Annotated in this window: 26 protein-coding genes and 1 pseudogene; 18 read left to right on the forward strand and 9 right to left on the reverse strand. The window is 44.2% G+C overall.

Annotated elements, in window-relative coordinates; translation table 11 throughout:
• Positions 1-12: 12 nt before the first annotated feature.
• The 5 genes from NL647_RS19890 to NL647_RS19910 form a co-directional block, all read right to left on the reverse strand.
• On the reverse strand, positions 13-792 hold the full coding sequence (locus NL647_RS19890; protein WP_005444876.1) for a hypothetical protein: 780 nt from the start codon (positions 790-792) through the stop codon (positions 13-15).
• A 221-nt stretch (positions 793-1,013) separates the two neighbouring features.
• Positions 1,014-1,583, reverse strand: coding sequence for a membrane integrity-associated transporter subunit PqiC (locus NL647_RS19895; RefSeq protein WP_005444878.1), 570 nt, complete (start codon positions 1,581-1,583; stop codon positions 1,014-1,016).
• Complete coding sequence (pqiB, locus tag NL647_RS19900) at positions 1,583-3,229, reverse strand: intermembrane transport protein PqiB (protein ID WP_009702050.1); 1,647 nt, start codon at positions 3,227-3,229, stop codon at positions 1,583-1,585. The genes NL647_RS19895 and pqiB overlap by 1 nt, the downstream gene beginning before the upstream one ends.
• The gene (locus tag NL647_RS19905) at positions 3,222-4,553 is read right to left on the reverse strand and encodes a paraquat-inducible protein A (protein ID WP_005444882.1); all 1,332 of its coding nucleotides are present in this window, start codon (positions 4,551-4,553) and stop codon (positions 3,222-3,224) included. The genes pqiB and NL647_RS19905 overlap by 8 nt, the downstream gene beginning before the upstream one ends.
• Positions 4,554-4,729: 176 nt before the next feature.
• On the reverse strand, positions 4,730-5,635 hold the full coding sequence (locus tag NL647_RS19910; protein ID WP_005444884.1) for a LysR family transcriptional regulator: 906 nt from the start codon (positions 5,633-5,635) through the stop codon (positions 4,730-4,732).
• 139 nt (positions 5,636-5,774) lie between these two features.
• Between NL647_RS19910 and NL647_RS19915 the strand changes: the two genes are divergently transcribed.
• The 10 genes from NL647_RS19915 to NL647_RS19960 all read left to right on the forward strand — a co-directional run bounded on the left by NL647_RS19915 (position 5,775) and on the right by NL647_RS19960 (position 12,671).
• Positions 5,775-6,188 carry a hypothetical protein gene (locus NL647_RS19915; RefSeq protein WP_253650637.1) on the forward strand — a complete coding sequence of 138 codons (414 nt, stop codon included), beginning with the start codon at positions 5,775-5,777 and terminating at the stop codon, positions 6,186-6,188.
• Between the two features lie 66 nt (positions 6,189-6,254).
• Entirely contained in the window at positions 6,255-8,366 is a 2,112-nt protein-coding gene (locus NL647_RS19920; RefSeq protein ID WP_253650592.1) for a protein-disulfide reductase DsbD, read from the forward strand.
• Entirely contained in the window at positions 8,363-8,875 is a 513-nt protein-coding gene (locus tag NL647_RS19925; RefSeq protein WP_053049702.1) for a protein disulfide oxidoreductase, read from the forward strand. Before NL647_RS19920 ends, NL647_RS19925 begins: the two co-directional genes overlap by 4 nt.
• Positions 8,876-8,982: 107 nt before the next feature.
• Positions 8,983-9,612 (forward strand): class I SAM-dependent methyltransferase, encoded by a 630-nt coding sequence (locus tag NL647_RS19930; RefSeq protein ID WP_253650593.1) that lies wholly within the window; start codon positions 8,983-8,985, stop codon positions 9,610-9,612.
• 25 nt (positions 9,613-9,637) lie between these two features.
• The gene (locus NL647_RS19935) at positions 9,638-10,393 is read left to right on the forward strand and encodes a class I SAM-dependent methyltransferase (protein WP_009698455.1); all 756 of its coding nucleotides are present in this window, start codon (positions 9,638-9,640) and stop codon (positions 10,391-10,393) included.
• A 17-nt stretch (positions 10,394-10,410) separates the two neighbouring features.
• On the forward strand, positions 10,411-10,845 hold the full coding sequence (locus NL647_RS19940) for a GNAT family N-acetyltransferase (RefSeq protein ID WP_253650594.1): 435 nt from the start codon (positions 10,411-10,413) through the stop codon (positions 10,843-10,845).
• Positions 10,842-11,369, forward strand: coding sequence for a GNAT family N-acetyltransferase (locus NL647_RS19945; protein WP_253650595.1), 528 nt, complete (start codon positions 10,842-10,844; stop codon positions 11,367-11,369). The genes NL647_RS19940 and NL647_RS19945 overlap by 4 nt, the downstream gene beginning before the upstream one ends.
• 2 nt (positions 11,370-11,371) lie before the next feature.
• Complete coding sequence (locus NL647_RS19950) at positions 11,372-11,782, forward strand: hypothetical protein (RefSeq protein ID WP_253650596.1); 411 nt, start codon at positions 11,372-11,374, stop codon at positions 11,780-11,782.
• Between the two features lie 192 nt (positions 11,783-11,974).
• Positions 11,975-12,343, forward strand: a complete 369-nt coding sequence (locus tag NL647_RS19955) for a hypothetical protein (protein ID WP_009698451.1) — start codon at positions 11,975-11,977, stop codon at positions 12,341-12,343.
• A gap of 4 nt (positions 12,344-12,347) precedes the next feature.
• Positions 12,348-12,671, forward strand: coding sequence for a helix-turn-helix domain-containing protein (locus NL647_RS19960; RefSeq protein ID WP_009698450.1), 324 nt, complete (start codon positions 12,348-12,350; stop codon positions 12,669-12,671).
• A 60-nt stretch (positions 12,672-12,731) separates the two neighbouring features.
• On the opposite strand, the gene NL647_RS19965 is transcribed toward NL647_RS19960, so the two are convergent.
• Positions 12,732-13,241 (reverse strand): GNAT family N-acetyltransferase, encoded by a 510-nt coding sequence (locus NL647_RS19965; protein ID WP_253650597.1) that lies wholly within the window; start codon positions 13,239-13,241, stop codon positions 12,732-12,734.
• Positions 13,242-13,350: 109 nt separating this feature from the next.
• The gene (locus tag NL647_RS19970; protein ID WP_253650598.1) at positions 13,351-13,890 is read right to left on the reverse strand and encodes a TetR/AcrR family transcriptional regulator; all 540 of its coding nucleotides are present in this window, start codon (positions 13,888-13,890) and stop codon (positions 13,351-13,353) included.
• A 126-nt stretch (positions 13,891-14,016) separates the two neighbouring features.
• Here NL647_RS19970 and NL647_RS19975 point away from each other — a divergent pair.
• The 8 genes and pseudogenes from NL647_RS19975 to NL647_RS20010 form a co-directional block, all read left to right on the forward strand.
• Positions 14,017-14,268 (forward strand): annotated as a pseudogene (locus NL647_RS19975) (hypothetical protein); the annotation flags it as partial.
• Positions 14,269-14,437: 169 nt separating this feature from the next.
• Positions 14,438-15,574 carry an efflux RND transporter periplasmic adaptor subunit gene (locus NL647_RS19980; protein WP_253650638.1) on the forward strand — a complete coding sequence of 379 codons (1,137 nt, stop codon included), beginning with the start codon at positions 14,438-14,440 and terminating at the stop codon, positions 15,572-15,574.
• Positions 15,567-16,838 (forward strand): TolC family protein, encoded by a 1,272-nt coding sequence (locus tag NL647_RS19985; RefSeq protein WP_005444929.1) that lies wholly within the window; start codon positions 15,567-15,569, stop codon positions 16,836-16,838. The genes NL647_RS19980 and NL647_RS19985 overlap by 8 nt, the downstream gene beginning before the upstream one ends.
• On the forward strand, positions 16,835-18,049 hold the full coding sequence (locus NL647_RS19990; protein WP_005444932.1) for an ABC transporter permease: 1,215 nt from the start codon (positions 16,835-16,837) through the stop codon (positions 18,047-18,049). Before NL647_RS19985 ends, NL647_RS19990 begins: the two co-directional genes overlap by 4 nt.
• 2 nt (positions 18,050-18,051) lie before the next feature.
• A complete protein-coding gene (locus NL647_RS19995; RefSeq protein ID WP_038898646.1) occupies positions 18,052-19,335 on the forward strand; it encodes an ABC transporter permease in 1,284 nt (427 codons plus the stop codon).
• Between the two features lie 19 nt (positions 19,336-19,354).
• Positions 19,355-20,047: an ABC transporter ATP-binding protein gene (locus NL647_RS20000; RefSeq protein WP_045489523.1), complete on the forward strand. Its 693-nt coding sequence runs from the start codon at positions 19,355-19,357 to the stop codon at positions 20,045-20,047.
• Between the two features lie 252 nt (positions 20,048-20,299).
• Positions 20,300-22,066, forward strand: a complete 1,767-nt coding sequence (locus NL647_RS20005; protein ID WP_253650599.1) for a hypothetical protein — start codon at positions 20,300-20,302, stop codon at positions 22,064-22,066.
• Between the two features lie 228 nt (positions 22,067-22,294).
• Positions 22,295-23,566: a membrane protein gene (locus NL647_RS20010; protein WP_038898644.1), complete on the forward strand. Its 1,272-nt coding sequence runs from the start codon at positions 22,295-22,297 to the stop codon at positions 23,564-23,566.
• 151 nt (positions 23,567-23,717) lie between these two features.
• On the opposite strand, the gene ati2 is transcribed toward NL647_RS20010, so the two are convergent.
• Positions 23,718-25,205, reverse strand: coding sequence for a T3SS effector inositol phosphatase Ati2 (gene ati2, locus NL647_RS20015; protein ID WP_253650600.1), 1,488 nt, complete (start codon positions 25,203-25,205; stop codon positions 23,718-23,720).
• A 42-nt stretch (positions 25,206-25,247) separates the two neighbouring features.
• Positions 25,248-25,697, reverse strand: a complete 450-nt coding sequence (gene ati1 / locus NL647_RS20020; RefSeq protein WP_005444944.1) for an Ati1 family type III secretion system chaperone — start codon at positions 25,695-25,697, stop codon at positions 25,248-25,250.
• Between the last annotated feature and the right edge of the window lie 159 nt (positions 25,698-25,856).

Genomic DNA, 25,856 nt, shown 5'->3' on the forward strand with positions numbered 1-25,856 from the left:
ATGTTGAGGGGACTAAAAATATAGTCCAAGACCAATAAGAAAACCATGAGAGGCAGTATCGTATTCGAAGGTTCCCTTATTGACATAGTCCACCCAAGTCGATTTGTAAGCTAGGTTAATGTCCGACCAATCGTTCATGTGATAACGCAAGCCTATTTGTGTCGCATAAGTAAAGTTCGTATCTGCTCCAAGACCAGCGTCTAAGCTTGCATGAAAACGCCAGTCTTTAGTGAGATTGTTTAACCAACGCACGCCCACTAAGAAATCAACCCAGTCCTCTTTGATGTTTAATCTGTCTACGAGAATGCGGTTATCGTTACGGTAGACTTTACCCTTGATGTCGTTATCCCACCAACGTAAGCCAAACATGTAATCAATCATGCCAAATGAATGGATTTCTCGTTGGAACACTTTTGCTTCAAGTACGCCTTGTCTGACGTCCAGATCTGCACGATAAGTAACATTAGGTAAAATGCCAGATAGATTATTCGCACTGCCATTTAGATCCATAAAGCTGTAATCGAGGTAATAACCCCATTTATTTTTGTACACTCCTTCAAGCCTTGCCATCGCACCAATATCAAGATGATCCATGATGAACTTAGGATCTACGTCAAGGTCAGTTGAGAAATTCCCCATTGTGGAATCGCCATTAATATTCAGAGCCTGCATGTAGATTTCAACACTATGCTGCCAATGGCTTGGTGACGAGTATGTATCGTCTGCCATTGCAAAAGGTGTTATCAGATAAGAAGAGAGCAGAGAAAGAACCGGCAGGATTTTCTTAACCATATCAACGTCCATATTTTAATTAAATTAGTTGCATAAAGATTAGCGTAGGGCATGGAGTGGGGTAATTCAAAAACGACGACTAACGGAAATGCTTTATTTCACTCACAGTATCGCTAGATATGGCTTAATAGTGTTTTCTCTGGATGATGTTGAGAGAAGAGGGCGATTAGAGATTTGAGGAAGAAAACGCCCACTCCTCAATTGGAGTGGGCGAGAGAGTTTTATAGTTGAGCAGCGATTTGATCAGTAAGGTTATTCAACCCAGCGGAAAGCGCGTCAACAAGCGCATCATAACCTTCGTCTTGCAAAGGCAGTTTGATTGTTACAGGTGCACTGTTTTTCACTTTGCCATTCGCATCAATGATAAGCCATTCGCCTTCAATTTCTGCGTTTCCTTCATAGCTACCATTAAACTTACTCAGCGATAACTGAAGTTTACTTTGGTCACTTTGGTCGAGTAAGTTGTTCACTTCTACCGGCCAGTATTGGCTTTGCTTAGCACGTAGATCATCAATCATGCGTTGAGTAATTTGCTCAGAGATACTGTGCGCCCACTGGTTGTGTTTTGCTTGAATGATTTTAGTCTCAGATGTTCGGTACACAATGCCACTGTCAGCAAGATAGCTTGCTAGTTGAGCTGGACGAACAACAAGCTGTGGACGTTGTGCAATCATGGTGTCGCTGATTTTCGCTGAGCTTGCTTCAGGCAATACATACAATGCCCCGGTGTTTTCTGGTGCACTGCTACAACCTGCCAATAGGGCAGAAATCAATAAAAGTCCGCGTTTCATTATTTTTGCCCTCTAACAGGAATTGGATCATTCACTTCGTCTTCACCAAAGACCAATGAGTTTGGTTTTTCATTTAGTTGCTTAAGAACGGGCTTGAACTCCGTCATTACCTGCTCCAACTCTTTCAATGTGGACTCCATCTCACTATACATAGTGGAATTCGGACCATAACCATCCAAGGTTTTCTGCAACTGTTCTAAGCTCTTGCGAATGTCTTGTGGAATGGCTTTGGTATCGTCTTGGTTAAGCAATTTGTCGACACTGCTTGCAACGCGCTCAGCAGAAGCGAGAGTGCGCTCTGATGTTTTCAGGGTTTTATTTAATGATTGAAGCGTCTCTTCCATCGGTAAGCTATTAATTTTGGTCAGGAAGTCATTTACTTGGCGTTGTACTTGAGCGAACCCACCTTGTTTGGTCGGGAATACGTCTAAGCCTTCAAACTCGCTTGGGACGTATGGGTCTTCATCAGGATAAAAATCGGTATCAATGTACAATGCGCCAGTCAGCAGGTTGCCGGTTTTTAGTGTTCCACGAAGCCCTTTAGCAAACTCTTCTTTCAGTTTCTGTTTGAAAAGAGGTAGCTTGTCGGCAGGCAAGTCGTTGTACACGCGTCCAAGTTCAATACGAACTAAGACAGGAATTTTTTTCGCAGAGAAATCTTCGTCTGGCGTTGGCATACGCATTGGCACTTTCATTACAGTACCGATACGTAGACCGCGATATTCCACGGGTGCTTTACGTTTAAGACCACGTACTGATTCTTCAAACATCATGACAAACTGGATGTAGTCGTCGTACATGCCTTCACGCACTTGCTTTACGTCATCGAATAAACGGAAGTGCGTCATATCCTCTTTGACTTCATCTCCCGCTCCTAAGCCAGGTAAGGTATCAAAGACAACCCCTCCAGTGATTAAGCTTTCAAGAGAGCCAAACTTCACCTCAAAACCTTCGGCGTTCAGTTGTAAGTCAACACCTGAACTTAACCAAAAATGAGTCTTAGTGCGCACAAGGCTGTCGTATGGTTTGAAGATAAACAGTTGGTACAGTGCTCGGCGAGTATCCACGTCAAAGCTAGTGGTTTCTACACGCCCAACGGTGAAGCCTTTGTAAATCACCGGATCGCCAACGCCGAGTTTGCCTGCTTCGCGGTGGGTCAAGACAATGCGTAGACCCTCTGCATCAGGGGAGGCAACGGGTGGAACGTCAAGTACGTTAAAGTGTTCCTTTTCAACTTTGGAGTTGCCTGGTTGCAGCTGGATATAGGCACCGGAAAGTAGCGTTTCTAAACCAGAAACTCCCTCCCGACCAATACGCGGTTTGACGACCCAAAACATCGAATCTTCACGCAGCATACGATCGGCATCTTTGTTCATTTGTGCCGTGGCAATAATGTGGTCGTAATCTTTGCTGAGCTTAACATCTGTGATCACTCCCACTTTTACATTGAGTGCCTTGATTTCAGTCTTGCCGACTTCAATGCCTTCTGCTGTTGGTAGCTTCAGAGTGATCTCGGGACCAGTACTGTTGATGTATTGAAACAACATCCACGCTCCCATCGCCAGTGCAAGGATCGGGATGATCCAAATTGCAGAGACCTGCTTTTGCGGTTTTATTTGAGCGGTTGCTTTGTTCTCATCACTCATATTTAGCTTTCTCAGTTAAGTTGTTCGTCATTGGCTTCTGCGCTTCGTTTTGTGGTAATTGCCATAACAAACGCGAGTCAAAAATCATGGCAGAGAGCATGGTGAAAATGACCACTGCCGCAAATGAAAGGGCAGCAGGACCAGGGTAGATCGCCATTAGGTTTTGCAGTTGTACTAACGCAACCAAAATCGCGACCACAAAAATATCAATCATTGACCAGCGCCCAATAAACTCGGTCATTCGGTACACTTTTAAACGCGAGATACTTTCCTCTGGTGGCAAGTATTGAGCTTTCTGCGCGTTGTAATAAAGCCATGCTAAGGCGAGCATTTTTGCCATAGGAATAAAGACACTAGCAAAGAAAATAACGGCAGCGATTGGGTAGGAGCCTAGTTGCCACAGCAGCACCACACCCTCCATGATGGTTGAACCTTCGGAATGACCAAGGCTAACGGTATACATCATTGGATAAAGGTTGGCTGGAATGTAAAAGATAATAGAGGCAAACAACAGTGCCCATGCTTTCTGTAAGTTATTCGCAGGATTGTATTTATGAACTGGGCTATGGCAACGAAGGCACTTTTGATGTTTAGTATCTTCGATAGGGTTAAGCTGATGGCACGTGTGGCAACCAATGTGATTATTGTCATGGTGCGTATCACCTTCTTTCACATTTGGTAGTTCGATAGATGGGATGAAATGCCCCCATAGCCAGCTCTTATCTACCATAGAAATACACTTCACCACCAAAACTGTGTATACACAGAATGCCCAGAATGAACTGCCCATGCCTATCTCAGCCAGCGAAGCAATCTTAATTAGGCTCACTAATACGCCAATTAAAAAGACATCGACCATCAACCAAGGTTCGACTCTAAACAGAATTCGACACAGAGTCTTCGCCATGCGAATTTGTTTTTTACTCAATGGATGCTTGAGCGACTTCAAGGCTTCAAGATGAAGGAAAAGAATCAAACCGACGTAGATCGCGGGAAGGATGACAACGGTCGCAAGTAATAAAGCACCAAGGAGCGCATTATGAAATTCCGCTAGCATCTTCGCTGCGTGCATTAGAGTGATTTCTTGAGATAAACCTTGAACGCTGAACGACATGAATGGGAAAGAGACACTCAAAACTAGCATGATCAAACAAGCGACCGAGACAGCAAGAACGCTTTGATACGGTTTCGCGTTGATTTTAGTTAGCGAATGCTCACAGCGAGGACACTGTGCTTTTTGACCTTGTTCGATATCAGGAATACGAACGACCAAGCCGCACTCTTCGCAGGAGATCAATTGACGTGAATTAGGTTGGGTGCTCATTCATTAATTATTTTGTACTTTTAATAACTAAGAATAACCCTTTTTCACGTTATGCGCTTGTTTTTGCGGGATTGTTTACACGTTTCTTACCTGTTTAATGCAAAAACCAGCCTTAGAGACTGGTTGTTGCGTTATCCAGAGAGGGTGAGGAGCGACGAGACACTCTAATGTTCGTTTTAAGCTTTCGCGTCTTGTTCAAACTTGGCTTTTATGAAATCAATGAAGGTTCGCAGACGTTTAGGCTGGTAGCGGTCACGATGGAAAATTGCTGACAGAGGTACCGATGGGATTTCCCATTCTGGCATCACTTTGACCAGCTTGCCTTGCTCTACTTCTTTGTCACAGTAACTTAAGGGTACGCGAATAATGCCGTTACCGTAGAGTGCGCCCATCACAAGAGCGCGACCATTCTTACAACGTAAATTACCTTTCACTATCACGTCACTGTGTTCAGTTGGTGTAGCAACGTTACGGTAGCTCCAACGCGTAACTGAGCCTGTGAGAGTACGGTGTTTCGCCAGCTCTTTGGGGGCGACTGGTTCGCCATGTATTTTAAGGTAACGTGGACTCGCGAGTGTGACCATGTCGATCATCATCAACTTACGCGCAACGAATCCCGCGTCTTCCAGTTCCCCCATACGAATCGCAACGTCGAACTGGTCTTCGATCAAATCAATTCGAGGCGAAGAGAAGTCCAAATCCACAAATACATCTGGGTATTCCAACATGAATTCATTGACGTATTTAGCGACGATGTCTTCGCCGATATAACCGCCGACGCAGTTCACTCGGATCAACCCTCGAACTTCTTGAGTATCGTCGACAGCGGCAATTAATGCTTGGTCGATATCATGCAGTGCTTTTTCGCATTCTTGGTAAAAACGTTCACCGGCATGAGTCAAACGCAATGTTCGCGTAGTTCGAGTGAGTAGAGTCACGCCCATTTGCGCTTCGAGCCCACTGATTTGGCGAGATACATGGGAACGCGATACTGAAAGGGCTTCTGCCGCTTTGGTGAAGTTGCCCAGTTGAGCAATCAAAACAAAGGAGCGAATATCAGCAAGATTAACTTTATTGAGCATGTTGAATTATTTACGGAAATGGTAGTCATAAGACTATCATAATTAGCTACCAATGAGAGCGGCGCAGAAAATTCATACCACTTGAGGTTTATATAAACTTGCGTATGATTCCCGCCAACGATTGACAATCAAAATGAATATGCTTGCATCCACTTCACAATCTGCTACATCCCAACATCAAGGGAAATGGCTCCTAGCTTTGATTGGCTGGGTGATTGTGGTGTGCCTGTTGAAAAACTCCGGCTTGATGTTCAGTTGCGCCATGCAATATGACTCGAACACGACCTCGGTGTTGGTTGATGGGGGGCGAGTTAATAATGTCACAAAGATTGAGAGAGCCGACAGTGGGCACGATACGGGGAAATGTGAGTTATCTGAAAAACTGATTCAATTTGCTCAACAGCAACTGGAAACCATGGTTGTTGTACTGTTTATTGGTCTCTTCGTATTAGCCGTGTGGCGCTGCTGCGCATTTGCTAACCAAAGGCAATGGACAGAACCGATAATCCATAAGTATCGGGTCCATCTCACCCTATGTGTATTCCGTGAATAACAAGTGATTTCTGACGAGTATTTTTCCGTCAGTATTTTCTACACTTGTTTTTAACTAGGAATCACTATGAACCACATTAAAAAAACAACTCAAGCTGCGGTTATGATCTTCATGACGTTAGCGCTGAGCTTATTCTCGTTATTTGCCCAAGCACAGACGACAGACACCGGGTGGCTGACCAACCCTCAACATCCACCTGTACAGACGCGCTTTGTACTTACCGGACAACAAGATCCCAATACCAACACACTTACTGGTTATCTTGATGTCAAACTCACCGGCGATTGGAAAACCTACTGGCGTTCACCGGGTGAAGGTGGCGTCGCGCCTTCTATTGATTGGGAAAAATCACAAAACCTAACCAAAGTGGATTGGCAATGGCCGTACCCGCAGAAATACGAACTGCTTGGTATTGAAACGCTGGGTTATAAAGGTGACACCGTTTTCCCAATGACGTTGCACGTCGAAGACATGAATAAACCAGTGACGATTGATGCGACGCTGACACTGTCTTCGTGCACGACCATTTGTGTCCTGACGGATTATCACATTCAACTGTCTTTCCTACCTTCCGACTTACAAGTTGATGAAGGAGTGATGTTTACTTACGCGCAAGCAGTGAGCAGTGTGCCTCAGCCTTCTCCTTTTGTTGAAGTTACGCAAGCAAACTGGGATGCGAGCCAATCTAAGTTGCAAATCAAACTGACCAACTCACAAGGATGGCAGAAGCCAGAAGTGTTAGTCGATGGTGTCGATGAAACAACGAGCGATTACAGCTTCAAGTTGGAAGGGCTGCATCAAGAGGGCAATACGCTTACCGCAAACTATTTAGTGAATACTTGGTTGGGTGACGTAGAACTGGATAACCAATCGCTTTACGTCTCAATCAAAGATAACAACCTACTGGCGCAAGAAACCGCGCAAGCAAAAGCGGGTGTTATCATGCAAGCTTTGCCAACCACTTCACTGGTGAACATATTCTTGTTTGCGCTACTAGGCGGCTTGATTCTGAATATCATGCCTTGCGTACTACCAGTACTAGGTATGAAGTTAAGCAGCATTGTGGCCGCACAAGGTGTTGAACGTCGCCAAATTCGCACTCAATTCATCGCTTCTTCGTTAGGTATTCTGACTTCGTTCTGGCTTTTGGCTGGGTTTATCTTAGTGTTGAAGCTGACAGGTAATGCTATCGGCTGGGGTGTGCAATTCCAAAGCCCTTGGTTCTTAGGCTTAATGCTGCTGGTGACCGGATTATTTGGCGCCAACATGCTTGGTTTGTTTGAAATTCGCCTGTCTTCAGGTACGAATACTTGGCTAGCGTCGAAGGGCGATAACTCGCTATTTGGACACTACGTGCAAGGAATGTTCGCGACTCTGCTTGCAACGCCTTGTTCTGCGCCTTTCTTAGGTACCGCCGTTGCGTTTGCACTGGGTGCGGACGTAGCAACGTTGTTTGCTATTTTCACCGCACTGGCATTAGGCATGGCGCTGCCTTGGATCTTAGTCGCTATCTTCCCGGGTATCGCGTTGAAGTTACCAAAGCCAGGGCAGTGGATGAATGTCGTGAAAATCGTATTCGGCATCATGATGCTGGCAACCAGTGCATGGTTGTTGTCATTGATGGCGAATCACTTACCAGTATTTTGGGTCATCTTAATCGGCTTGGTTGCATTCATCGTTATTATGGCGCGTGTCAAGCGAGTCTACGGTAACAAAGCGCTGGCAATGTCAGGTACGGCATCGCTCATCTTAATCGCTGGTGGACTGATGCTAGGCAGCATGACAGCGAATCATTGGGCAACCCCATTGCCTGAAGACTTGGCTTGGGAAAAGTTATCGAATGAAGCGATTGCGGAACACGTGAAAAATGGTCGCGTAGTATTTGTGGATGTGACTGCTGATTGGTGTGTCACTTGTAAAGCCAACAAGATCGGTGTGATCTGGCAAGATCCAGTTTACTCATTGCTGCAAAGCCCTAATGTTGCGACGTTAAAAGGCGACTGGACGCATCCCAATAGTTCAGTTACCGATTTCTTAAGAGCACATGGTCGTTTTGGTGTGCCATTCAACATAGTTTATGGTCCTGCTGCACCAGAAGGTATTCCTTTACCAGTGATTTTGACTGACGATGTTGTGGTGAAAGCCATTGAGCAAGCAAGCGGAGGTGTGATTAAGTGAACACCGTAAAAAAGCGCAAGTCGCTGAAATATTGGCTTGGTCAAGCGCTACAAATCATCCTCATGGTGACTGTTATATCGGTCGCGATGGATTGGTACCGCACCAAAGACATTCCCAAAGAGCATGCGCCGCCTCTTAGTGCAATCATGGCGGACGGTGAGTTCGTCGATGTGATTGCCAAAAGCCATGACGAGCCTGTTGTCGTGTATTTTTGGGCAACGTGGTGTCCTGCGTGTAAGTTTGTTAGCCCTAGCGTGAGTTGGTTGAGCAACTATTATGAAGTCGTTGCTGTTTCTGGTGCCTCTGGTCCAGAAGAACGTGTACAAAAATTCATGCAGGCAAAAGGCTACCAGTTCGATAATGTCAATGATCCCAAAAGCACCATCATGCAAGAATGGAGCATTAGCGTAACTCCGACTATCTATGTTGTAAAAGATGGGAAGGTAAGTTCAATTACAACGGGTGTTACCACACCAGTAGGTATTTTAGCGAGGATCTGGATGGCTTAAATCAATGCGTAGCACGTCGACTTTTTTCACGCTTTTACAAGGACATAAGTGTATAGGTGAGTAGGGCGTGCTACATTGGCAAGCGTTCAAGAATTCAAGGAGGAATCATGGACGTTGCCAAAATGTATGATGAAGTATCTGAGCGCTACCAAAAGTTAATTGAAGACAGCCAATATGTTGGTCCACGTTGGGTCGACGGGAAGCTAAAAACACTCAATCTAAAGCAAGGCTCAGCCCTTGATTTGGCTTGCGCCACAGGCAGCATCGGGAAAGTCATAAAATCTCATTACCCTGATGCCGTTCTACATGGCTTGGATATCTCCTCCAATATGGTGAACAAAGCGCGCGAAACCAACTTATATCAAAGCGTCAATGTTCATGATCTTGACCAACCTTTTTCCCCACTTTTCAATCAAACCTTCGACATCATTACCGCTCTCGGATTCACGGAATTTCTCGTCGATCCCCAGTCGCTACTTCAATGTATTGCTGAGCTGCTAAATGCTGATGGGCGTTGCTTTATCAGTTTCCAATGTCACGACCCAGATGGAAAAGATCTGCCGAGAAACACCTACAGTGGCACAGTCGTACACACCGCTTACACCGAGAACGAAGTTCGCGAGTTCAGCCAAAACACAGGGCTTAAAGTCGTATCGCTTGAAAATCTTGTCGGTTATACATCAGGTGCAGGTTATATATGCCGTTACCTGCTCTTAGAGCTACGAAAGCCAAGTTAATCACTTAAATAAACAAGGACTGTTTTTGAAGACACAAGATCTCAGTGAGTTTGCATCAGGCATGGAATACGATACTCAGTATGATAAACATTACGAAGATGATATCGCTCTGATACAAAAGCACATTACCGCGATGTGTGCTCGAAGCTTGCTGGATGTGTGCTGTGGTACGGGTATTGTCACCATACCAGTCGCAAAGCCACTCGATAACGCTGTTGGTATTGATATTGCCGAGGGGATGTTAATACATGCTAAACACAAAGCGCAGGGATTGGATAACGTTTCTTTTTTGCATCAGGATGCCACTCAATTCTCTCTCGATAAATGCTTTGATATGGCGATCATGACGGGCAATGCTTTCCAAGCTTTCCTCTCCGATAAGATGCTAGTTGGTGTCCTTAATTCGATTTCCAATCACCTCAATAGAAGTGGGCGTTTCATCTTTGATACCCGTTTACCAACGCCCGATAACTTGGAAATTGATGCTGAAATGTCGTTGTGGCAAACCTATGAATTGCCCGACAAAGGCGAAGTAAAGTACATGGGAATGAGCGAACGTTATGACGCTAAAAGTGCAATCCTTTATTTGAAGAAAGAACGTCACTACCAAGATGGTTCAACAACTCACTCAAGCATTGATTTGAAGTATCGAAAGTTATCTGAAATTGAAGTGTTTCTTGCTCAGGCGGGTTTATGTATTACCGAAAAATACAGCTCTTGGACAGAAGATAAGTTTTCTGAAAACTCAAACAACCTAATTTGCGTCGCAGAGAAGCTTTGATTTATTGGGAGAACACCATGCAAGGATATCGCATTAGCACTGCCTTTGAAGAGATGGATCTGGATTGCATCCATCACTTCATTTCACAGAGCTATTGGGCGAAAGGAGTGCCGAGAGACACGCTAGATAAAGCGGTGCGAAACTCCTTTTGTTTCGGCGTGTTTACTGAGTCCAATCAACAAATCGCGTTTGCTCGCCTTATTACTGACAAAGCCACCTTCGCTTATCTTGCCGATGTTTTCGTACTCCCGGAATACCGTGGGCAAGGCATTAGTAAATGGTTGGTTTCTGAAATCGTGTCCCATCCAAATCTTCAAGGTTTGCGCAGAATGATGCTTGCGACGCGTGATGCTCATGGTCTGTATAAACAGTTTGGCTTTAAGCCTATCGAGTCCGTCGAGAACTTTATGCAGATATGGAACCCAGGCGTGTATCAAGGTGAGAGCCAATGAGGCGAGAAGCGCAAGATGTGGCAATCAGATACCTTGAAGAAATAGATGCCGTTCCTTTGTTTGAAAACTACTTTGGCGATGAGCAAACGTGTTTGTACCTCAATCGACAAGCCCATCAAAGCCCAAACCAAACGTTACAAGCGATCAGTCGATGGCGAGCTCAATATGAGTTGGTTCACCCTAATATCTTGGTGTTCGCAATTGAAGAAAACGCGACCCACGTTCCCATTGGTTGCTTAGTCTTAATCCCTGAAAAAAGTCGTAGCGAAATTCACTTTGGGATTTCTAGGAATTATCAAGGTAAAGGGTATACGACTCAGGCGTGTAAGCTTGGTATCGAGCATCTGAAAAGCATCGGAGTCGAGGAGATTTACACAACCCCACATATCGACCATCAAGCCAGTATTCGCGTGCTGGAAAAATGTGGATTTAAGAAACAAGACGTGCTGAAGGAATACACGGTATTTCCTGCGTTAAGTATGTTTCCGCAGGGCTGTTTAAGTATGCGGTTTAAAAGGGGATAAGCATGAAGTGGACGCTATGGTTTATTACTTTTATCGCGGTAGAAGTTATGGCAAAAGAGCCACTTAGAGTTGCGATCAATCAAACACCGTATTCCGCCGTTTTACGGCTCACGAGTTTTGAAGAAATAAAGCAAGGTGTTGATGCATACTACGAAATTCAAGCTGACGTACTCGAAGAGATTCGAGGGAATTTTTCGTCTCACATATCTTTCAAAATGTATGCAGCGAAGGGAGATGAGGCAAATTTAGGAGCTGCAGCATCGATTATTGTGCTCTGTCATGATGACCAAGGGTATTTTTGGCCCGGCACTGGTTCTGAGTTTAAGGCGAGTAAGCAAAATATCGCTATCGCTAAAGAGGCGGCTGAATATCAAACTGAAGAACAAGAGTTGTTTTCTCTATGCCCGCAATAGTGGATATTGAACCACGGAGACGGCAGGGGTTTGTCCTCAAGTTGATCACTTAACTTATTGAAAATTAAGAACTGTCATACCATTGTCGCCATAGTGTCACATGACAAAAAGGCGACTGTCGTCTGTGCGTCGTTTTTATAGTGTCGATCTTGCGGCACGATGTGAACATCATTGAATGAATAGGGATATGTGATGCAAACAGGGAAAACAATTTTAACCAGCTACTTTGAATGGAAAGGACATGACATTACTGTCCAAATCTCAATGTTAAGTGGCAAAGAGTGGGTTTACGTCGATGGTGAACTCGTATCCCAAAAGTCCAATTGGTACTTTAAATCCAGTCATATGATTGAGATTGAAGGAGAGAAATTAGAAGTCCAAATTTGCCTAAACGGTAAGTGGATGATAACGGTCTTCCTAAAAAAGGGTTATCGAAGTATTGATGAGTATGAATTTGGGCTAACTCATCTCCAAATTCTCAAAGGCATTGGTGTTGCTTTTGCATGTGGTTTGCTTGTTGGTTTTGTCACTATCGCTGTGTTTTTTGGTGGGAAAGGGTGAATGGATGCAATTAGATACCTCAAAAATTCGCCACCTAAGGCAGCACAAAGCATGGACCCAACAACAACTCGCCGATATCTGTGGGTTAAGTTTACGCACCATACAACGTGTTGAGCTTCACGGAAGTGCTTCTTTGGAGACGGGGCGTTCTCTGGCGGCTGCATTTGATACCGAATACACGGCACTTTTGGTCAATGCTAAACCTGATAACTATGGGAGTAACGAACCTTCATCTTTTAGCAATTCTCCTAACCTTATATTAATTAGTGTAGGAATGTTTGTATTCGGTGTATTGGTCGGTGCACTTGCAATGCTCCTATTAAGATAGATTGGGTTACACCGCATGCCCAAAGCAATGTGCTCTGGGCATAACAGATTGATTTTGATATTAGACGACTTGCTCGTCTGGATGACTCCACATCAATGGATCAGAAAAAGGTCCCTTGATGGATGAAGTGGACTCACCAACCCCAGTTAACGCGCCTGGTGTTAACTCTCGTGCAAACCAGCAATCTAAAGGCGCATTGGACGGTACAGGTAGTAATACGCTGTGAGTCGTGTTGTAACGATTCGCATAATGCATCGGATCGCCCATTACAAAGATAACGTCAGCGTTTAACTGCTTTTCTGCTTCTTCCATCAATCTTGTCGCATAACCTTTGCCTTGGAACTCAGGTAGTACCGCAAGTGGTGCAAGTACATAGCATTTTAGGTGTGGTGCTGCGTCAATCACGATAGGGGTATAGCAGGCGTGTGCTACGCTTTCATAGACGATTGAAAAGCTGCCATCTGCAATAAGATTGTCGGCAAATTCTGCATAGAGTTTGGCGTGTCTCTCATCATATAGCCCACCGGCTTTCGCGAACGCTTCGTATTGAATTTGATAAGGTGTATTCATTGGTTTCTCCTTCGTTTTTTAAATTTAATAAATGAGCTGACTGACCGTGCAGTCAGTTAGTTTAACTAAAAAAATCACGCAACGAGATGTGCATGATTTTTTGGTTGGTTTAGCAGTACTTTTTGATGAACTCTTGCCTGATTTCTTCGATAGGGAAGTCCTCATTGAGTAAATAGTTCATGGCAATACCATCGATCTCCGCGATGAACATTTTTGTCACGACACCAGGGTTCGGGTGCCCCAGTGAGCGAAAAACTTCTTCAGTGGATACCTGTAAACCTTGGTAGCGTTCGTCTATCAGATCGACAACAATCGCTCTGGTGGCCGGGTGAACCATCACACTAAAATTGAACTGATAAATCTTGCGGTGTTCAGGAACGGTCATACCATCGAAGATCGAGTGGATCATTGCTTCTAAGCGATCGTCATTCTCTGATACGTGTTCATCACTCTTATCTGTTTTTTCGATAATCTGAGTGATATGAACAAAAACTTCTCTTAACAGTTCGTTTTTATTTTTGAAGTGGTGAAACACCAAGCCTTTTGAAATTTCAGCCTTCTCACAAATGGTGGAGACGGGCGTTTTCTCAAAACCATGTTCCGCAAATAACTGCGTTGCAACTTCAATTATCTGTTGTCTTTTGTCCATAGTACTCGCTCTAAATACCGACTGACCAATTGGTCAGTTTTGCGAATGATAGTGTGTTTTTTGATCTTCCGTCAAGTCTTAACAGGATCAAAACAGCAGTGTTGGTGCTTTCGAAGTGAAGTAAAAAGCATTGAGTCATTTCCAAACTGCAAAATCAAAGCGGTAGTGGGTGGCTTTCATCTCGTGGGCTTGCCCGTATTTAATAGTATTGGTGGTACTAAAGACGACATCAAAACATTAGGTAAAGTCTTGTCAGAATATCCTGTTGAGAAGTTTTACACGGGTCATTGTACGGGGATGAAGGCGTATCATTTACTGAAAGAAGTGCTTGGTGATCGTCTAGAGCATTTACCAACTGGTCGCCGTGTTGACATTTAACCAATGATCATTTTACGCCAAGTTCAGCGATTCACTCCGGCTATTGTCTTTTAGTGGTTACATAGCCATACCAAATATGACAAATATCCTACATTAAAGCCGATATTATCCTAGAACTTTGTGTTCACGAGATGGTCACAAGACTACACAACAATAACTGGTATCAATGATGGCAAAAACTTGGCTTGTCTCTGCTGTGAGCGTTGCGCTGCTCGGTGGCGGTGCGTATTACTATCTGCAATCTTCGGCTCAGCCGGAAGCGTTTCCAACTCTAGCGGTGGAAAAAGGAACCATTGAAAAACAAGCGGTCGCTGTTGGTAATATTGTTCCAGCGCACTCGGTTTCTATTAAGTCACAAATTGACGGTATCGTTGGTGAAATCTATGTCAACGTCGGCGAAAAAGTAAAGCAAGGGCAACCCTTGATTAAGGTGCGTCCTAACCCGACACCTCAAGCACTGACGGATGCGTCTACCGATTTGATGCGCAGTGAAGCGGATCTTGAATCAGCCAAACAAAAGCTTGCTAACCTAGAGAGCTTGGTCAAGCAGGACATCATTCCTAAAAACTATGACGAGTATGTGAGTGCGCGATCAGCGGTTAAGTCTGCTCAAGCGAATGTATTGCAAAAACGTCAGAACCTTGAGTTGATTCGTAGCGGCGAAGCCTCTATCGGGAATGCACGTTTGACATCGACCATTTATGCGCCGATTGATGGCACTGTTCTTAACCGTAAAGTGGAAGTCGGTGAGCCGATTATTTCTACACAATCAAGCCAAGAAGCAACGGCAATGATGTCACTGGCTGATATGAATAGCCTGATTTTCAAAGGCAGCGTGAGTGAACATGATGCTGCTCAGCTTTCCCCGGGCATGCCAGTTGTGATCACTGTCGCTCCTTATCCAGATGTTGAGATCTCTGGAGTGCTGACTAAAGTGGCCATTCAGTCTGAAAACTTAAACTCACCTGCTGGAAACGCATCCGCGAAAAGTTTCGATAATGGCTTTGGCGTTGAAGTGGGCGAACTAAGTATTTCGAAAGAAGTGCGTTTGCGCTCGGGTTTTTCGTCGACGGCAAAAATCACGCTAAAGAAATCAGAAAATGTTTTAACACTGCCAGAGCGTGCGCTTCAGTTTAATGGCGATACACCAAGCGTTTTGATCCCAGACACTTCTGAACAAGGTTTCCACTCACAACCAGTCAAACTCGGACTATCGGATGGAATTAATGTGGAAGTGCTTGATGGTGTCGAACTGAATGAAGAAATCATCGACAACAGCATGATGATGGGAGCCGCTCATGGCTAAGTTAACTTTGTCCAAATTAGGCTGCGCGATATTAGCTGCCACGTTAAGTTTGCCTAGCTATGCGATTTCTATCGAGCAAGCGTGGCAACAGGCAAAACAAAACGACCCAAATTATGAAAAAGCTAAGATTGGCGTGCAACTTGGCGAGGTCGGTGTTGATGCGAGTCGCAGTTCACTTTTGCCCGGTTTGACTGCCACGGCGTCTTCAAACTGGAGTGAGTCAGCAGACAATATCAACCGCTACGGGGCATCCCTCTCTCAAACCATTTGGGACAGCAGTTTGTGGTCAGACTTAGACCGAGCAAATGCAAACTACCTTAAAGCGCAGTTGGAGTTGACTCAATCACATAACGAATTGGCGCAAAGGCTCCTATCGTCTTACCTGGATGTTGCGAGTGCGCAAGGCGATTTGCAACTGGCGCAATCTAAGCTAGAAGAAGGCAATAAGTTACTGAAAATAATCGAGAAGCGGTATCGTGCAGGTAAAGTGAAATCGGTTGATGTAGAAGAGATTCGTGCGACACAGGTTTCTGAACAAGCGGGTATTTTAAGTGCTCAAGCTGACTTAGAAGTGAAAAGAGCGACACTGGCAGCTTTAATCAACCAAACGCCACAAAATGTCGATCAAATTCGTACTGATTCGCTCATCCAGCCACCAATGTTGGTGAACTCCCAAGAGCAATGGTTGAAACTGGCAAAAGACAGCAGTCCTGAGCTATTAGTCGCTGCGCAAAATGTCAAAGCCAGTGAGTTTGCCAAAGATTCAGCGAAAGGTGGTTACTACCCCACGTTGAAAGGTGACATTGGTTACAACGATGATGATCGACGCAAAGACGGTGAGTTCAACGCTGGCATCACCTTGAGCGTGCCAATTGACCTCAACGGTGCAACGCGCGCTAAAGTTGATGAAGCGTCACTTAATATCCTCAGTGCGAAACAAGATTTGCGTAAAGTTGAAATCGATATTCATAAGCGCGTTATCCAGCAGTTTACTCAGGTCGAGATCAACTGGAACCAAGTGCTGATGGCAAACGAGCTTGTGCTTTCTCGCGAGAAAGTCTTACGCAGTAAAGAGAAGCTTTACGACGCAGGATTGTTGGAAGTCTCAGAGGTGATCAGTGCGCACAACAGTTTGTTTGAAGCCAAAAATAGCCTAAAAACCAACTTGTACAGCTATTGGCGTCAGCGCATTGGTTTGCTTCAAACCGCAGGAAAGCTGGATGATGACACGATGGCGTTGATTTCTCGAGCTTTTAACTCATGACCAATCTATTACAGCAAACCTGGCAAACTTTAATGGCGCATCGTATGAAAAGTGCGTTGGCGATCATTGCTATTGCTTGGGGTGTCATTTCAGTGGTGGTGTTGATTGCGTTGGGAGAGGGTTTCTATCGTCATCAAACTCAACAGCTTTCTTTTTTGATGAACAACGTCCAAGTGGCATTTCCCTCAAGCACAAGTAAGGCTTGGCAAGGCTTACCGGCTAGGCGTCAAATCAGTATTTCACAAGAGCAAGTTGAGATGATCAAGAGCGCGGGTTTTGTCGAGGATGTTTCCAGTGTGTATGCCAAGTGGGATGGCAGCGTTACCAATGAAAAAGGACAACGTTTATCGAGTAATGTGAGTGGCATAGATTCGACGTATTTTTCACTAATGCAAAGCAAGTTTGAAACTGGCTCGCGCCATATCTCACCGAGTGATATCCACAATCACACACGCGTCGCAGTATTAGGTGAGCAAATCGCGAAGATGGGGGCACTTACCATCGGTAATACAGTGAAAGTTAATGGCATTCCTTTTCTGGTAATTGGCGTACTCAAAAATGAGGACTCTGGTATTTCTTTTGGTGATAACCGTACCGTCTTTATCCCTCAAACGACCTATCGAGATCTGTGGAACACCAAGCCATGGATGTTGTTGATGAAGCCTGCCGCGGGTATGGATGCCTATTCATTTAGGAAAAACGTTGCTGACTTTTATGCGAAATTGCTTCATTTTGACCCTAACGATAGAGATGCGATTGATATGCCAGATTTTAGTGAAGGAGCCTCATTGATTAAGGGGATCTTCCGTGGCATTCAGGTGTTCTTGGGCGCAAGTGGTGCTATGACCATGGCTGTTGGTGCACTTGGTGTTGCCAATATTATGTTTCTGTCGGTGACTGAGAGAACAAGAGAGATTGGGGTTCGCTTGGCGATAGGCGCTACTCAAAAATCGATACTGAATCAGTTTATTTTAGAAGGGCTCATTCTTGTTGCTGTTGGAACCGGAGTTGGGCTGATGTTTGCTTATAGTATTGTGACCTTACTTAGCTCAATCACCCTTCCTGAATGGGTTGGTATACCGGTGATAACACTCGGCTCTATTGTATGGTCACTCTTAGTCACGCTGATTTTGGCACTGATGGCGTCATACTTTCCTGCAAGACGAGCCTCTCGTCTCACACCAGTAATTGCTTTGAGTGCGAGGGCATAATCATGCTGTTACCAATGAGACAAATCTTCCAAGAGATGTCAGCAGAAAAGTTGCGTTTAGGCTTAACGATTTTGGCGGTGGCATGGGCAACGCTTTGTATCGCTGCCATGCTGGCTGTTGGTGAGGGAATTCGACAGGGCGTGCTGAAAACGGCGCAAAATGGCAATGGTAATCTGATCTATCTGACTGGGGGGATTGCGACGGTTGATCATGGCGCTTTTCATCAAGGTAAATTTCTTACGCTTAAGATAGATGACGCTAAAGTCATCAAGGCATTACCTGAAGTAGCCAGTGTAGCACCCAGCGCGAAATGGAATGAAAACATCACGGCAGGAAACCGAGGATCATGGCAAAAGCCGCTCGCGGTTCCAACGGATTACGCATCAATGACTAATCTGAAGCCTTTACCCGGCGGGCGATGGTTGAATCCACTTGATCAAAAACAGATGCGCAAAGTGGTTGTGCTCGGTTATTCATTAGCTGCGGATTTGTTCAACCCAGTTGATGATTTTAATTGGTTTGCTGCTGTTACCTTGCAAGCCGATCCGGTTGGTAAAAAGGTTAAAATTGGTAGCGAAGAGTTTACTGTGGTCGGGGTACTTGCCAAAAACAGTGGACGCGTTGAGCAAGGCGATGACATCAATTATTCGAGCTTTGTTCCGCTTGCGACTTGGCAACGTTTTCATGCAAATGGTGATATTGGTGGTATTAATGTTGAGCCAAAATCGGAGACCGACCGCAAGAGGTTGGCTGAAACCATTCGCCAAGTGATTGCGCGTAAACATGGAGCCAGTGTCAGTGATGAACAAGTCGTACAAGTGGAAGATATGTTCATGCAACAAAAGAGCATGCAGCAGTTCCTGATTGGTTTGCAAAGCTTTCTTGGCATTATTGGTTTTGTCACGCTAGCTGTGGCTGGTGTTGGGATCGCGAACGTGATGTACGCGACTGTAAAACGCTCTACCCGAGATATTGGAGTTCGTATGGCGGTAGGGGCAACGCCAACGGCGATCCGTCTGCATTACTTAGTTCAATCGTTAATGACCATGATGATGGGAGGTGCGTTGGGGCTCGGTGTTACCTACAGTCTCATTTCCGCAATCAGTGCCATCAATCTAGAAGGGAATGTCTTCTATGAGGATCTCGGTAAACCGGTTCCAGAACTTTCGTGGACTGTGGTTGCGATAGTGATCTCTACCTTGGTGTTTATCGGCGTCGCGTCAGCTTGGTTACCTGCCAATCGGGCAGCCAAAGTGAGTCCGCTGGAGGCACTACAAAGTGAATAATAATAATTCTGGAGAAAGAATGGTGAACAAGCCGCTTGTCGAGCTGACTAATATTTGTAAGTACTACGCGAGTGGTGAGGTCGAAGTACGTGCACTAGACGGCGTTGACTTAGCCATCAACCAAGGAGAGTTTCTTTCTATTCTTGGACCATCTGGCTCTGGCAAATCGACGCTGATGAATATGCTTGGTTGCCTGGACAAACCGACGGATGGTGAATACGTTTTGGGTGGTCAAAATGTTGCAAGCTTAACTGCTAATGCTCTAGCAGGGATTCGCAATCAAAAGATTGGTTTTGTGTTTCAGAGCTTTAATTTGCTTGAATACGCAACGGCTCTAGATAATGTCGCATTACCGCTTGTGTATTCGGGTATCAAAGCTAAAGAGCGTCGCCAACGTGCCGCAAAATTGTTAGAACAAGTGGGGCTAGGGGATCGACTCGATCACAAGCCGAACCAGCTTTCAGGTGGTCAAAAACAAAGGGTTGCGATTGCACGAGCTTTGGTTAATGACCCGCAAATTATCCTTGCCGATGAACCAACTGGTGCTTTGGATTCCAAATCAGGTGCAGAGATTGAAGCCTTGTTCAACCAACTTCATGCAGAAGGTCGAACCCTCATCATCGTCACACACGACAACGCTTTGGCAGAGCGTACTAAACGCATCATTACGATTAAAGATGGTAAGGTGATTTCAGACCGCAAACCGGATTAGAGATTGTCCTTCGGTGTCTATCGTTCACTTAAGCGTTGATACTTGACTGTTGTTGATGAAAGCGCACTTGGATGTTTGTCTGAGATGCGCTTTTTTATTGAATATTGAGCGAAAAAAAGCGTGAGCTAGGTTTTTAAATAAGCTTATCAATCTGTTAGTTAAACTCTTCTAGTTGCTGAGATTGCGCTAATGTGCCATTGTCGAATCTACGTTTCATGCTAGCGTGATATGACATTCATAGCGGATAAACTTATGCCAAACCCAACGCCAAGAAAAAGTGGAGATCTCCACGTTCAAGCGGTTACTTCTGAAATCCAGCACTATTTACAGGCGAAAACGCTTCCGAAAGCAGATGGGATTGCTTCGGGGACTGCGCGATTTATCATTGAGCAGCAAAGTAACATCTCTCAAGTCACGAACAAATTTGAGGCTGACAACTCAAATGTCGCTCCTGATCTAACCTTGCATCTAGCTAATGGAGACGTTGTTTGTGTCAACCTGTTCAAAATAAGGCCTAAAAGAGTGATACAGCCAAAGAATTTAGGAGCAAAAAGCTTTATTGCAAAATACTTTGGATCAGCTTCCCTTCAGAGTGAATTCAATGATTACTTTGCTAAGGTTTACCGTCAGTTTTTACTCGATAGTGCCAATCGCATAGTGGGTGATGTATCTAATGAGGCGACAGAACGTGAATTGAAGCGTTTACTAAAAGAGTCTTGTCCTAAGTTCACGCAAGAACTTGAAGAGTTTCGCAGTAAGCTTCTTTATGAGCTGAGAGAGAAATGCTTTGGCTTGTTTCTGGATGAATATAACCAAGCGTCTGAAACCATCGAAAAGGCATTTAACTCCTTATTTATGACTGACTCCTTCAATGTTATCACTCAGTATGATGGCGAAAGGCTAAAGGATGTTGAAGAATTTAAAATTGATGTTCACGAGATAAAAAACGTCAGCATATCCAAGGTTGGCTCGAATTCCGTTGGCATTACTGCCGACAATATTACGCTGTTGATCCGATTTAAGTTTGAAAGTGGTCCTGACTCTGCGATCAAGCTAGCGACCAGCTACGCAACACCTAAAGCTGAGAATAAGATCGCTCAGGATAATGCGCGATCTTTGCAGCAGTTTAACGATGCTTTGTCTGTTACACATAAACCTGAAGGTGGGAAAGCGAATTCCAACGCAATCGGCAAGTGCTCCGAAGCTATTTTTTATGCTCAGCTTCTCAAGGTAAACCCAAATGTCATCCAGCTTGATAACCATGCGTTTATTGAGATGTTCGCGAAATATTCACCGGATATTACTGCTACAGAGTTCGAAGGGATACGAGCGACTTCTGTTGGTGCAGTGGATGGTTTAAGCGCGTTTTTGAAAGAAAAGCATGGTGACTTTAAGATCGATTCTATCGAGCTAGTGCCTGATGCGTATTTGGACAACCGCCTAAACACTGCCGATATTGAGTTAGTGCTACGAGTAGGAGATAAGTACGTAACGGAACCTATCTCTCTGAAGGCAATTGCTAAGGCGACCAATACCATTAACTGTAAAAACCCGGGTATTGGGCAAATTTTGGGGAACACTTATTTCGACCTCAGACAAGAAGAGCTCAACGGCACGCTTGAGGTGCTTAAAGAAACGTTCATTAATGATGATGCAGGACGAAGTAGGACGTTGGAATGCCTCTCGGGCAATATTGGTAAACAACTCGCTAACGCGGTAGAAAATGAGCCACAAAAGCTCATTAAAGGCACTAAAGCGTTGTTGGGTAGTGCGCTGGTGGTTGTGGTCTATTATGCGGACAACAAGTATGCAGTGCTAGAACATGACTTTTCGATTACCAAAGTTCAGGTGCATCGAGATACTCCTTCTTTAATTCAAAACACCTTGTCTTGGTCTCATGGTGGGGATCAAGTGAGATTACGGGTCAAATTCAGTGGGGGTCAATCTCACGGCTGGACATCAATCAAGTTGGCATGCGCTTATACCTTTGCCAAAGAAAGAATCCGCAGTAATGTGTGATTGATATATACCCAAGTGACCTCAAGGCGCAGGATTCAGTGAGATTGGTTTAGGTATATGGATCGAATGTTTTCTGTTCAGCCCTTTGTTTGAAGGGCTTTCTACGGTTGAGAAGTTAAGTAGGTCGTATTTCTGCAACCTTTGTTTGGTCATATAAAACTTGCTTGTAAATGAGAATTACTTTCAATAGCATGAAAGGTCTCAGTTAAATGGACATCAGTATCTGGAATGCAGTCAGAATCAGTGACCAAAGTAAAGAATGCGTTTCTTTCTGGAATATGGGCGACCTTAGTCAGTATAGGCATTGGATTTACATTCAAAATCTGGCTTGCTGCTTGGGTGCCGAAAACCGACCTAGCCCTATTTCACAGTGTGGTTGATATCATCTCGCTTTCTATGATTCTAATGACTGGGTTTCGATCTTCTATGGTCGTTACTTATTCTCAAACTCAGAATGACACGGATATTATCAATATCTTTCGATTCACTCTGATTTTGGTTGTTTTGATTACTTGGGGAGGTGTGATTCCCTATATCAAACACAGCCTTAGTATCGGAGTGGAGTATCTTCAGTTAGTCGGGATAATCTTTGGTCTTGGACTTAAACTGTACTTTACGAACCTCGTCGCGATGTACCGCCTGTACGATATTACTAACCGTACGACTTGGCTTGACCCTTCACTCAATGTTCTTCTGTTTTTGTTCGCCTATTATGTTGCTGGATACAGCGCACTAACGGCATTGTTTTATGGGTTGACCATTTCTTCACTCATTACCGCTTTGTACATGTACATCAGCCGCCGCAAAGTGATTTCTACTCTCCCAATTAAACCGGTACGTTTAGATCCGGACATGTTTGGTTATGTGAAGAAGAGTTTTACAGCTACGCTTGAGGCGGGTGCCAGCATTCTGATGATCTACATCGCGGTGTTACTGACGATTCGTTACTTTAGTGTCGATGAGCTGGGGGACTTTCAGGTGGTAGTTCGCCCAGTATTTACGTATATGACCATGTTGTTTGTTTTCCCTATCTACCGGTTCGTATTGCCAGAGCTGTCGGTCAAAATCCGTAACGGGGAATACCAAGAGATTCAGTTGATACGACGTTGGGTGTTTAAACTGTCGTTTATTGTCAGCGCTGTTTTCTTCACGACGATGCTGCTGTTTGGTTCAAACATTGTCGCAGGGCTTTTCCCGCCGGAATATATGGGTGCAGTACCAGTGCTGTTTCATTTTTCTATCTTCTTTATTTTCATGATGCTCAACGCTTATCAACTTGCGTATATCAAAGCGAATGGTTATTTCAAAACCAGCTTGTTTATTCGCTTGTCAGGTATCGTGACCTTAGTTGTTATGTTCTACGTGATATCCGCATTTACCCACAATGTCGTCGCCATCATTGTCGCTTTGTGTCTTGGTTATCTGATGATGTTTATCTTATCGAGTTTCAAAGAAAAGCAGATTCGTGAATCACTATTGCTCGATCCGGTTCAACCGTAGAAAGCCGCAGTTAATCGGTCTTGCGGGGAAGTGGGAGGCGGGATTGGCTCTGTCCTAAAACGCAAAAAGGTGACCTTACGATCACCTTTTGTATTCATCATTCCTATTCATCTAGATAGATTCACAAATAGGTATTCTGGTTACGTCTGTCTTAAAGGTTAGCAACGAACTGCTGGTTAAACTGAGCGTTTACTTTGTCACTTAGCTGTTCGTATTTCTCGCTCAATGCAATTTGTTGAGTCTGTAGTTGACCTGTGGTCAGGTTAGCTGTGTGAAGCTGACCCATCTCTTCCATAAAGCCACTTGTTAGCTGGCTAAAGATGGCATCTTTGCCGATGATAAAGCTAGCGAAGTTCTCTTTTACAAACGCTTGTTCATCACTACTCAAGTTTTCTAAACCAAGACGAGCTTGGTTCGCTGAGGTCACATCATCAAACGTCGCTTTTGCCGGATCAGTACCAGGCTTTAGGTACGCTGCTTCATTTTTGAAGTCTGCTGCTGTATGTGTTTGTGCGTTTTCAATCAGCTTTTGAGAAAAGCCTCTTACTTCAAAAGTAGACTGTACTGGCTTATGGTCACTGACATTCTCAAAACCTTCTGTGATAACACTGGTTTCATGGTTTTGTAAGTTGCCTGTTTTGTTGGTTAAGCCAGTATTATCGAGCTCACCGAAGTCAGGACGGTCGCGACCTTCTTTCTGTTTAATGTTGCCAGTGTGCTTATCAAGTTGCATGTAGGTGTGGCTATTAAGTGGTTTGAACTTAAAACCGTGCTTGGCTAGGTGCGTATCATCGTGTGCGACAGGATCGTACATTACGTCAGAACCTTCAGCGATACGCTTTTCACGCTCATTTAGGTCACCAGTGATCAGAACCTCTTCGTTCGGTTTGATCCCCTCCATCAACTTGTTACCTTCGAATTCACGTTTGACTTCTTTGTTAGAGTCCAAGTGTGCAGAAATGACGTTTAAGGCTTGACCATTGATCTCCAAAGCCGTTTTTACGCCACCCTTGTTACCAGTGATACCCATGAAGAATTCCATGTTTCGACCACCGATACCGTGACGGTATTCAGACTCTTTTTTGACATTAATATCAACGCCGTCTTTTGCAAAAACAGACATTGAAGTATAGCTAACACCTTCACCAAGACCTTTCGTCATAACTTTCATTTTGTTTTGACTCAGAAGGTTCATACCATCAAGCTCAAGATCGTTAGCAAGCAATTTAGACTCTTGTTCCGCAAACAAGACTACATCATAGTCGCCTTTTTGAATCAGGTTTTGGAAGTAGTTCTTTGTGTCTTCCGGCATCTTTTGGTTTGCTTGGTTATAGGTCAAAGTTAAGACCTTAACGTTGCCGCTGCCTTCTTTTTTATGCAGTTGCTGATTCATCTGATTCAGCTTTAAATCACCGTTTTTTGAAGAATCGGCTTTACTAAAGAAACGATTAAAAAAACTGCGATTCTCTTTTTGTTTTAGAGTAACGTCACCATCGCTATTTTTAGTTACGCTGTACTCTTTACCAAATACAGAACCAAATTTAACGGTATCGCCTTCTTTGGCGTTAGTTTTGATATTTTGAATATCTGCGAGGTCTAAGTTACCTCGATGCTGGCTATTAATTTGAATTGTAGACATACATTAAACTCGTATTTTAAATAGGGGAATTCGCAGTAGAGATTAAATAAAGATCCCAGCAGGAAGTGTTTCTGGGATTGTCTCTGCGTTATCCGCTTGCTCAATAAAATGGTGCCATTGCTCCATTCTTTCTAACAGTTGCTGAAAAGTGTTCTGCACATAATCTTGAGGTTTGTTTGAGAGAGAAATAACCTTGTAGATAGTTAATCTTCGGCTATCAGGCATTAGACCGATACCAAAACCACCACGGAAAGGTTCAAGTGCGTGTTCGCCAATCGCGATGGCAATCTTTTCTGGAAGAGGGGTTGGTAACTCCACAGGGCTGGTGAGAGACATGTGTAAGTTAATGGTGGCTTCGTTCTTAAATACGGTTAAGAAAAGTGCGTCATCATGGTTATTCGTATCCGATGATAACTCGCACTGAAATAATCCGTTTTCATCAAAATCCGCGCCGTTACCTAAAAAGCTGATACTTTCTTGATAAATATCCATTGTGTTCCTTCTCTGTATTTTTCTGATGGTTCTTATTTGAATGAGAAGAATTATAAAGATGAGGGAATCGCAAGATATTAAGTATGGACGTAAGTTTTTATAATTACTTTCATTCGCTTTGTTAGCTGGTTTTGTCTAAGCCATGAATTTCTTTCATGT

Origin of the sequence: Vibrio sp. Y29_XK_CS5, assembly GCF_024181835.1 — a bacterium.
Taxonomy (GTDB): domain Bacteria; phylum Pseudomonadota; class Gammaproteobacteria; order Enterobacterales; family Vibrionaceae; genus Vibrio; species Vibrio harveyi.

Excerpts from the sequence above, each read along its gene's own strand:
- NL647_RS19990 (WP_005444932.1), top strand. The coding sequence starts at position 16,835 with ATGACCAATCTATTACAGCAAACCTGGCAAACTTTAATGGCGCATCGT.
- NL647_RS19920 (WP_253650592.1), top strand. The coding sequence starts at position 6,255 with ATGAACCACATTAAAAAAACAACTCAAGCTGCGGTTATGATCTTCATG.
- NL647_RS19905 (WP_005444882.1), bottom strand. The coding sequence starts at position 4,553 with ATGAGCACCCAACCTAATTCACGTCAATTGATCTCCTGCGAAGAGTGC.
- NL647_RS19980 (WP_253650638.1), top strand. The coding sequence starts at position 14,438 with ATGGCAAAAACTTGGCTTGTCTCTGCTGTGAGCGTTGCGCTGCTCGGT.
- NL647_RS19960 (WP_009698450.1), top strand. The coding sequence starts at position 12,348 with ATGCAATTAGATACCTCAAAAATTCGCCACCTAAGGCAGCACAAAGCA.
- NL647_RS19890 (WP_005444876.1), bottom strand. The coding sequence starts at position 792 with ATGGTTAAGAAAATCCTGCCGGTTCTTTCTCTGCTCTCTTCTTATCTG.
- NL647_RS20000 (WP_045489523.1), top strand. The coding sequence starts at position 19,355 with ATGGTGAACAAGCCGCTTGTCGAGCTGACTAATATTTGTAAGTACTAC.
- NL647_RS19950 (WP_253650596.1), top strand. The coding sequence starts at position 11,372 with ATGAAGTGGACGCTATGGTTTATTACTTTTATCGCGGTAGAAGTTATG.
- NL647_RS19955 (WP_009698451.1), top strand. The coding sequence starts at position 11,975 with ATGCAAACAGGGAAAACAATTTTAACCAGCTACTTTGAATGGAAAGGA.
- NL647_RS19940 (WP_253650594.1), top strand. The coding sequence starts at position 10,411 with ATGCAAGGATATCGCATTAGCACTGCCTTTGAAGAGATGGATCTGGAT.
- NL647_RS20005 (WP_253650599.1), top strand. The coding sequence starts at position 20,300 with ATGCCAAACCCAACGCCAAGAAAAAGTGGAGATCTCCACGTTCAAGCG.
- NL647_RS19970 (WP_253650598.1), bottom strand. The coding sequence starts at position 13,890 with ATGGACAAAAGACAACAGATAATTGAAGTTGCAACGCAGTTATTTGCG.
- pqiB (WP_009702050.1), bottom strand. The coding sequence starts at position 3,229 with ATGAGTGATGAGAACAAAGCAACCGCTCAAATAAAACCGCAAAAGCAG.
- NL647_RS19930 (WP_253650593.1), top strand. The coding sequence starts at position 8,983 with ATGGACGTTGCCAAAATGTATGATGAAGTATCTGAGCGCTACCAAAAG.
- NL647_RS19985 (WP_005444929.1), top strand. The coding sequence starts at position 15,567 with ATGGCTAAGTTAACTTTGTCCAAATTAGGCTGCGCGATATTAGCTGCC.
- NL647_RS19895 (WP_005444878.1), bottom strand. The coding sequence starts at position 1,583 with ATGAAACGCGGACTTTTATTGATTTCTGCCCTATTGGCAGGTTGTAGC.
- ati1 (WP_005444944.1), bottom strand. The coding sequence starts at position 25,697 with ATGGATATTTATCAAGAAAGTATCAGCTTTTTAGGTAACGGCGCGGAT.
- NL647_RS19995 (WP_038898646.1), top strand. The coding sequence starts at position 18,052 with ATGCTGTTACCAATGAGACAAATCTTCCAAGAGATGTCAGCAGAAAAG.
- NL647_RS19910 (WP_005444884.1), bottom strand. The coding sequence starts at position 5,635 with ATGCTCAATAAAGTTAATCTTGCTGATATTCGCTCCTTTGTTTTGATT.
- NL647_RS20010 (WP_038898644.1), top strand. The coding sequence starts at position 22,295 with ATGCAGTCAGAATCAGTGACCAAAGTAAAGAATGCGTTTCTTTCTGGA.
- ati2 (WP_253650600.1), bottom strand. The coding sequence starts at position 25,205 with ATGTCTACAATTCAAATTAATAGCCAGCATCGAGGTAACTTAGACCTC.
- NL647_RS19915 (WP_253650637.1), top strand. The coding sequence starts at position 5,775 with ATGCTTGCATCCACTTCACAATCTGCTACATCCCAACATCAAGGGAAA.
- NL647_RS19945 (WP_253650595.1), top strand. The coding sequence starts at position 10,842 with ATGAGGCGAGAAGCGCAAGATGTGGCAATCAGATACCTTGAAGAAATA.
- NL647_RS19965 (WP_253650597.1), bottom strand. The coding sequence starts at position 13,241 with ATGAATACACCTTATCAAATTCAATACGAAGCGTTCGCGAAAGCCGGT.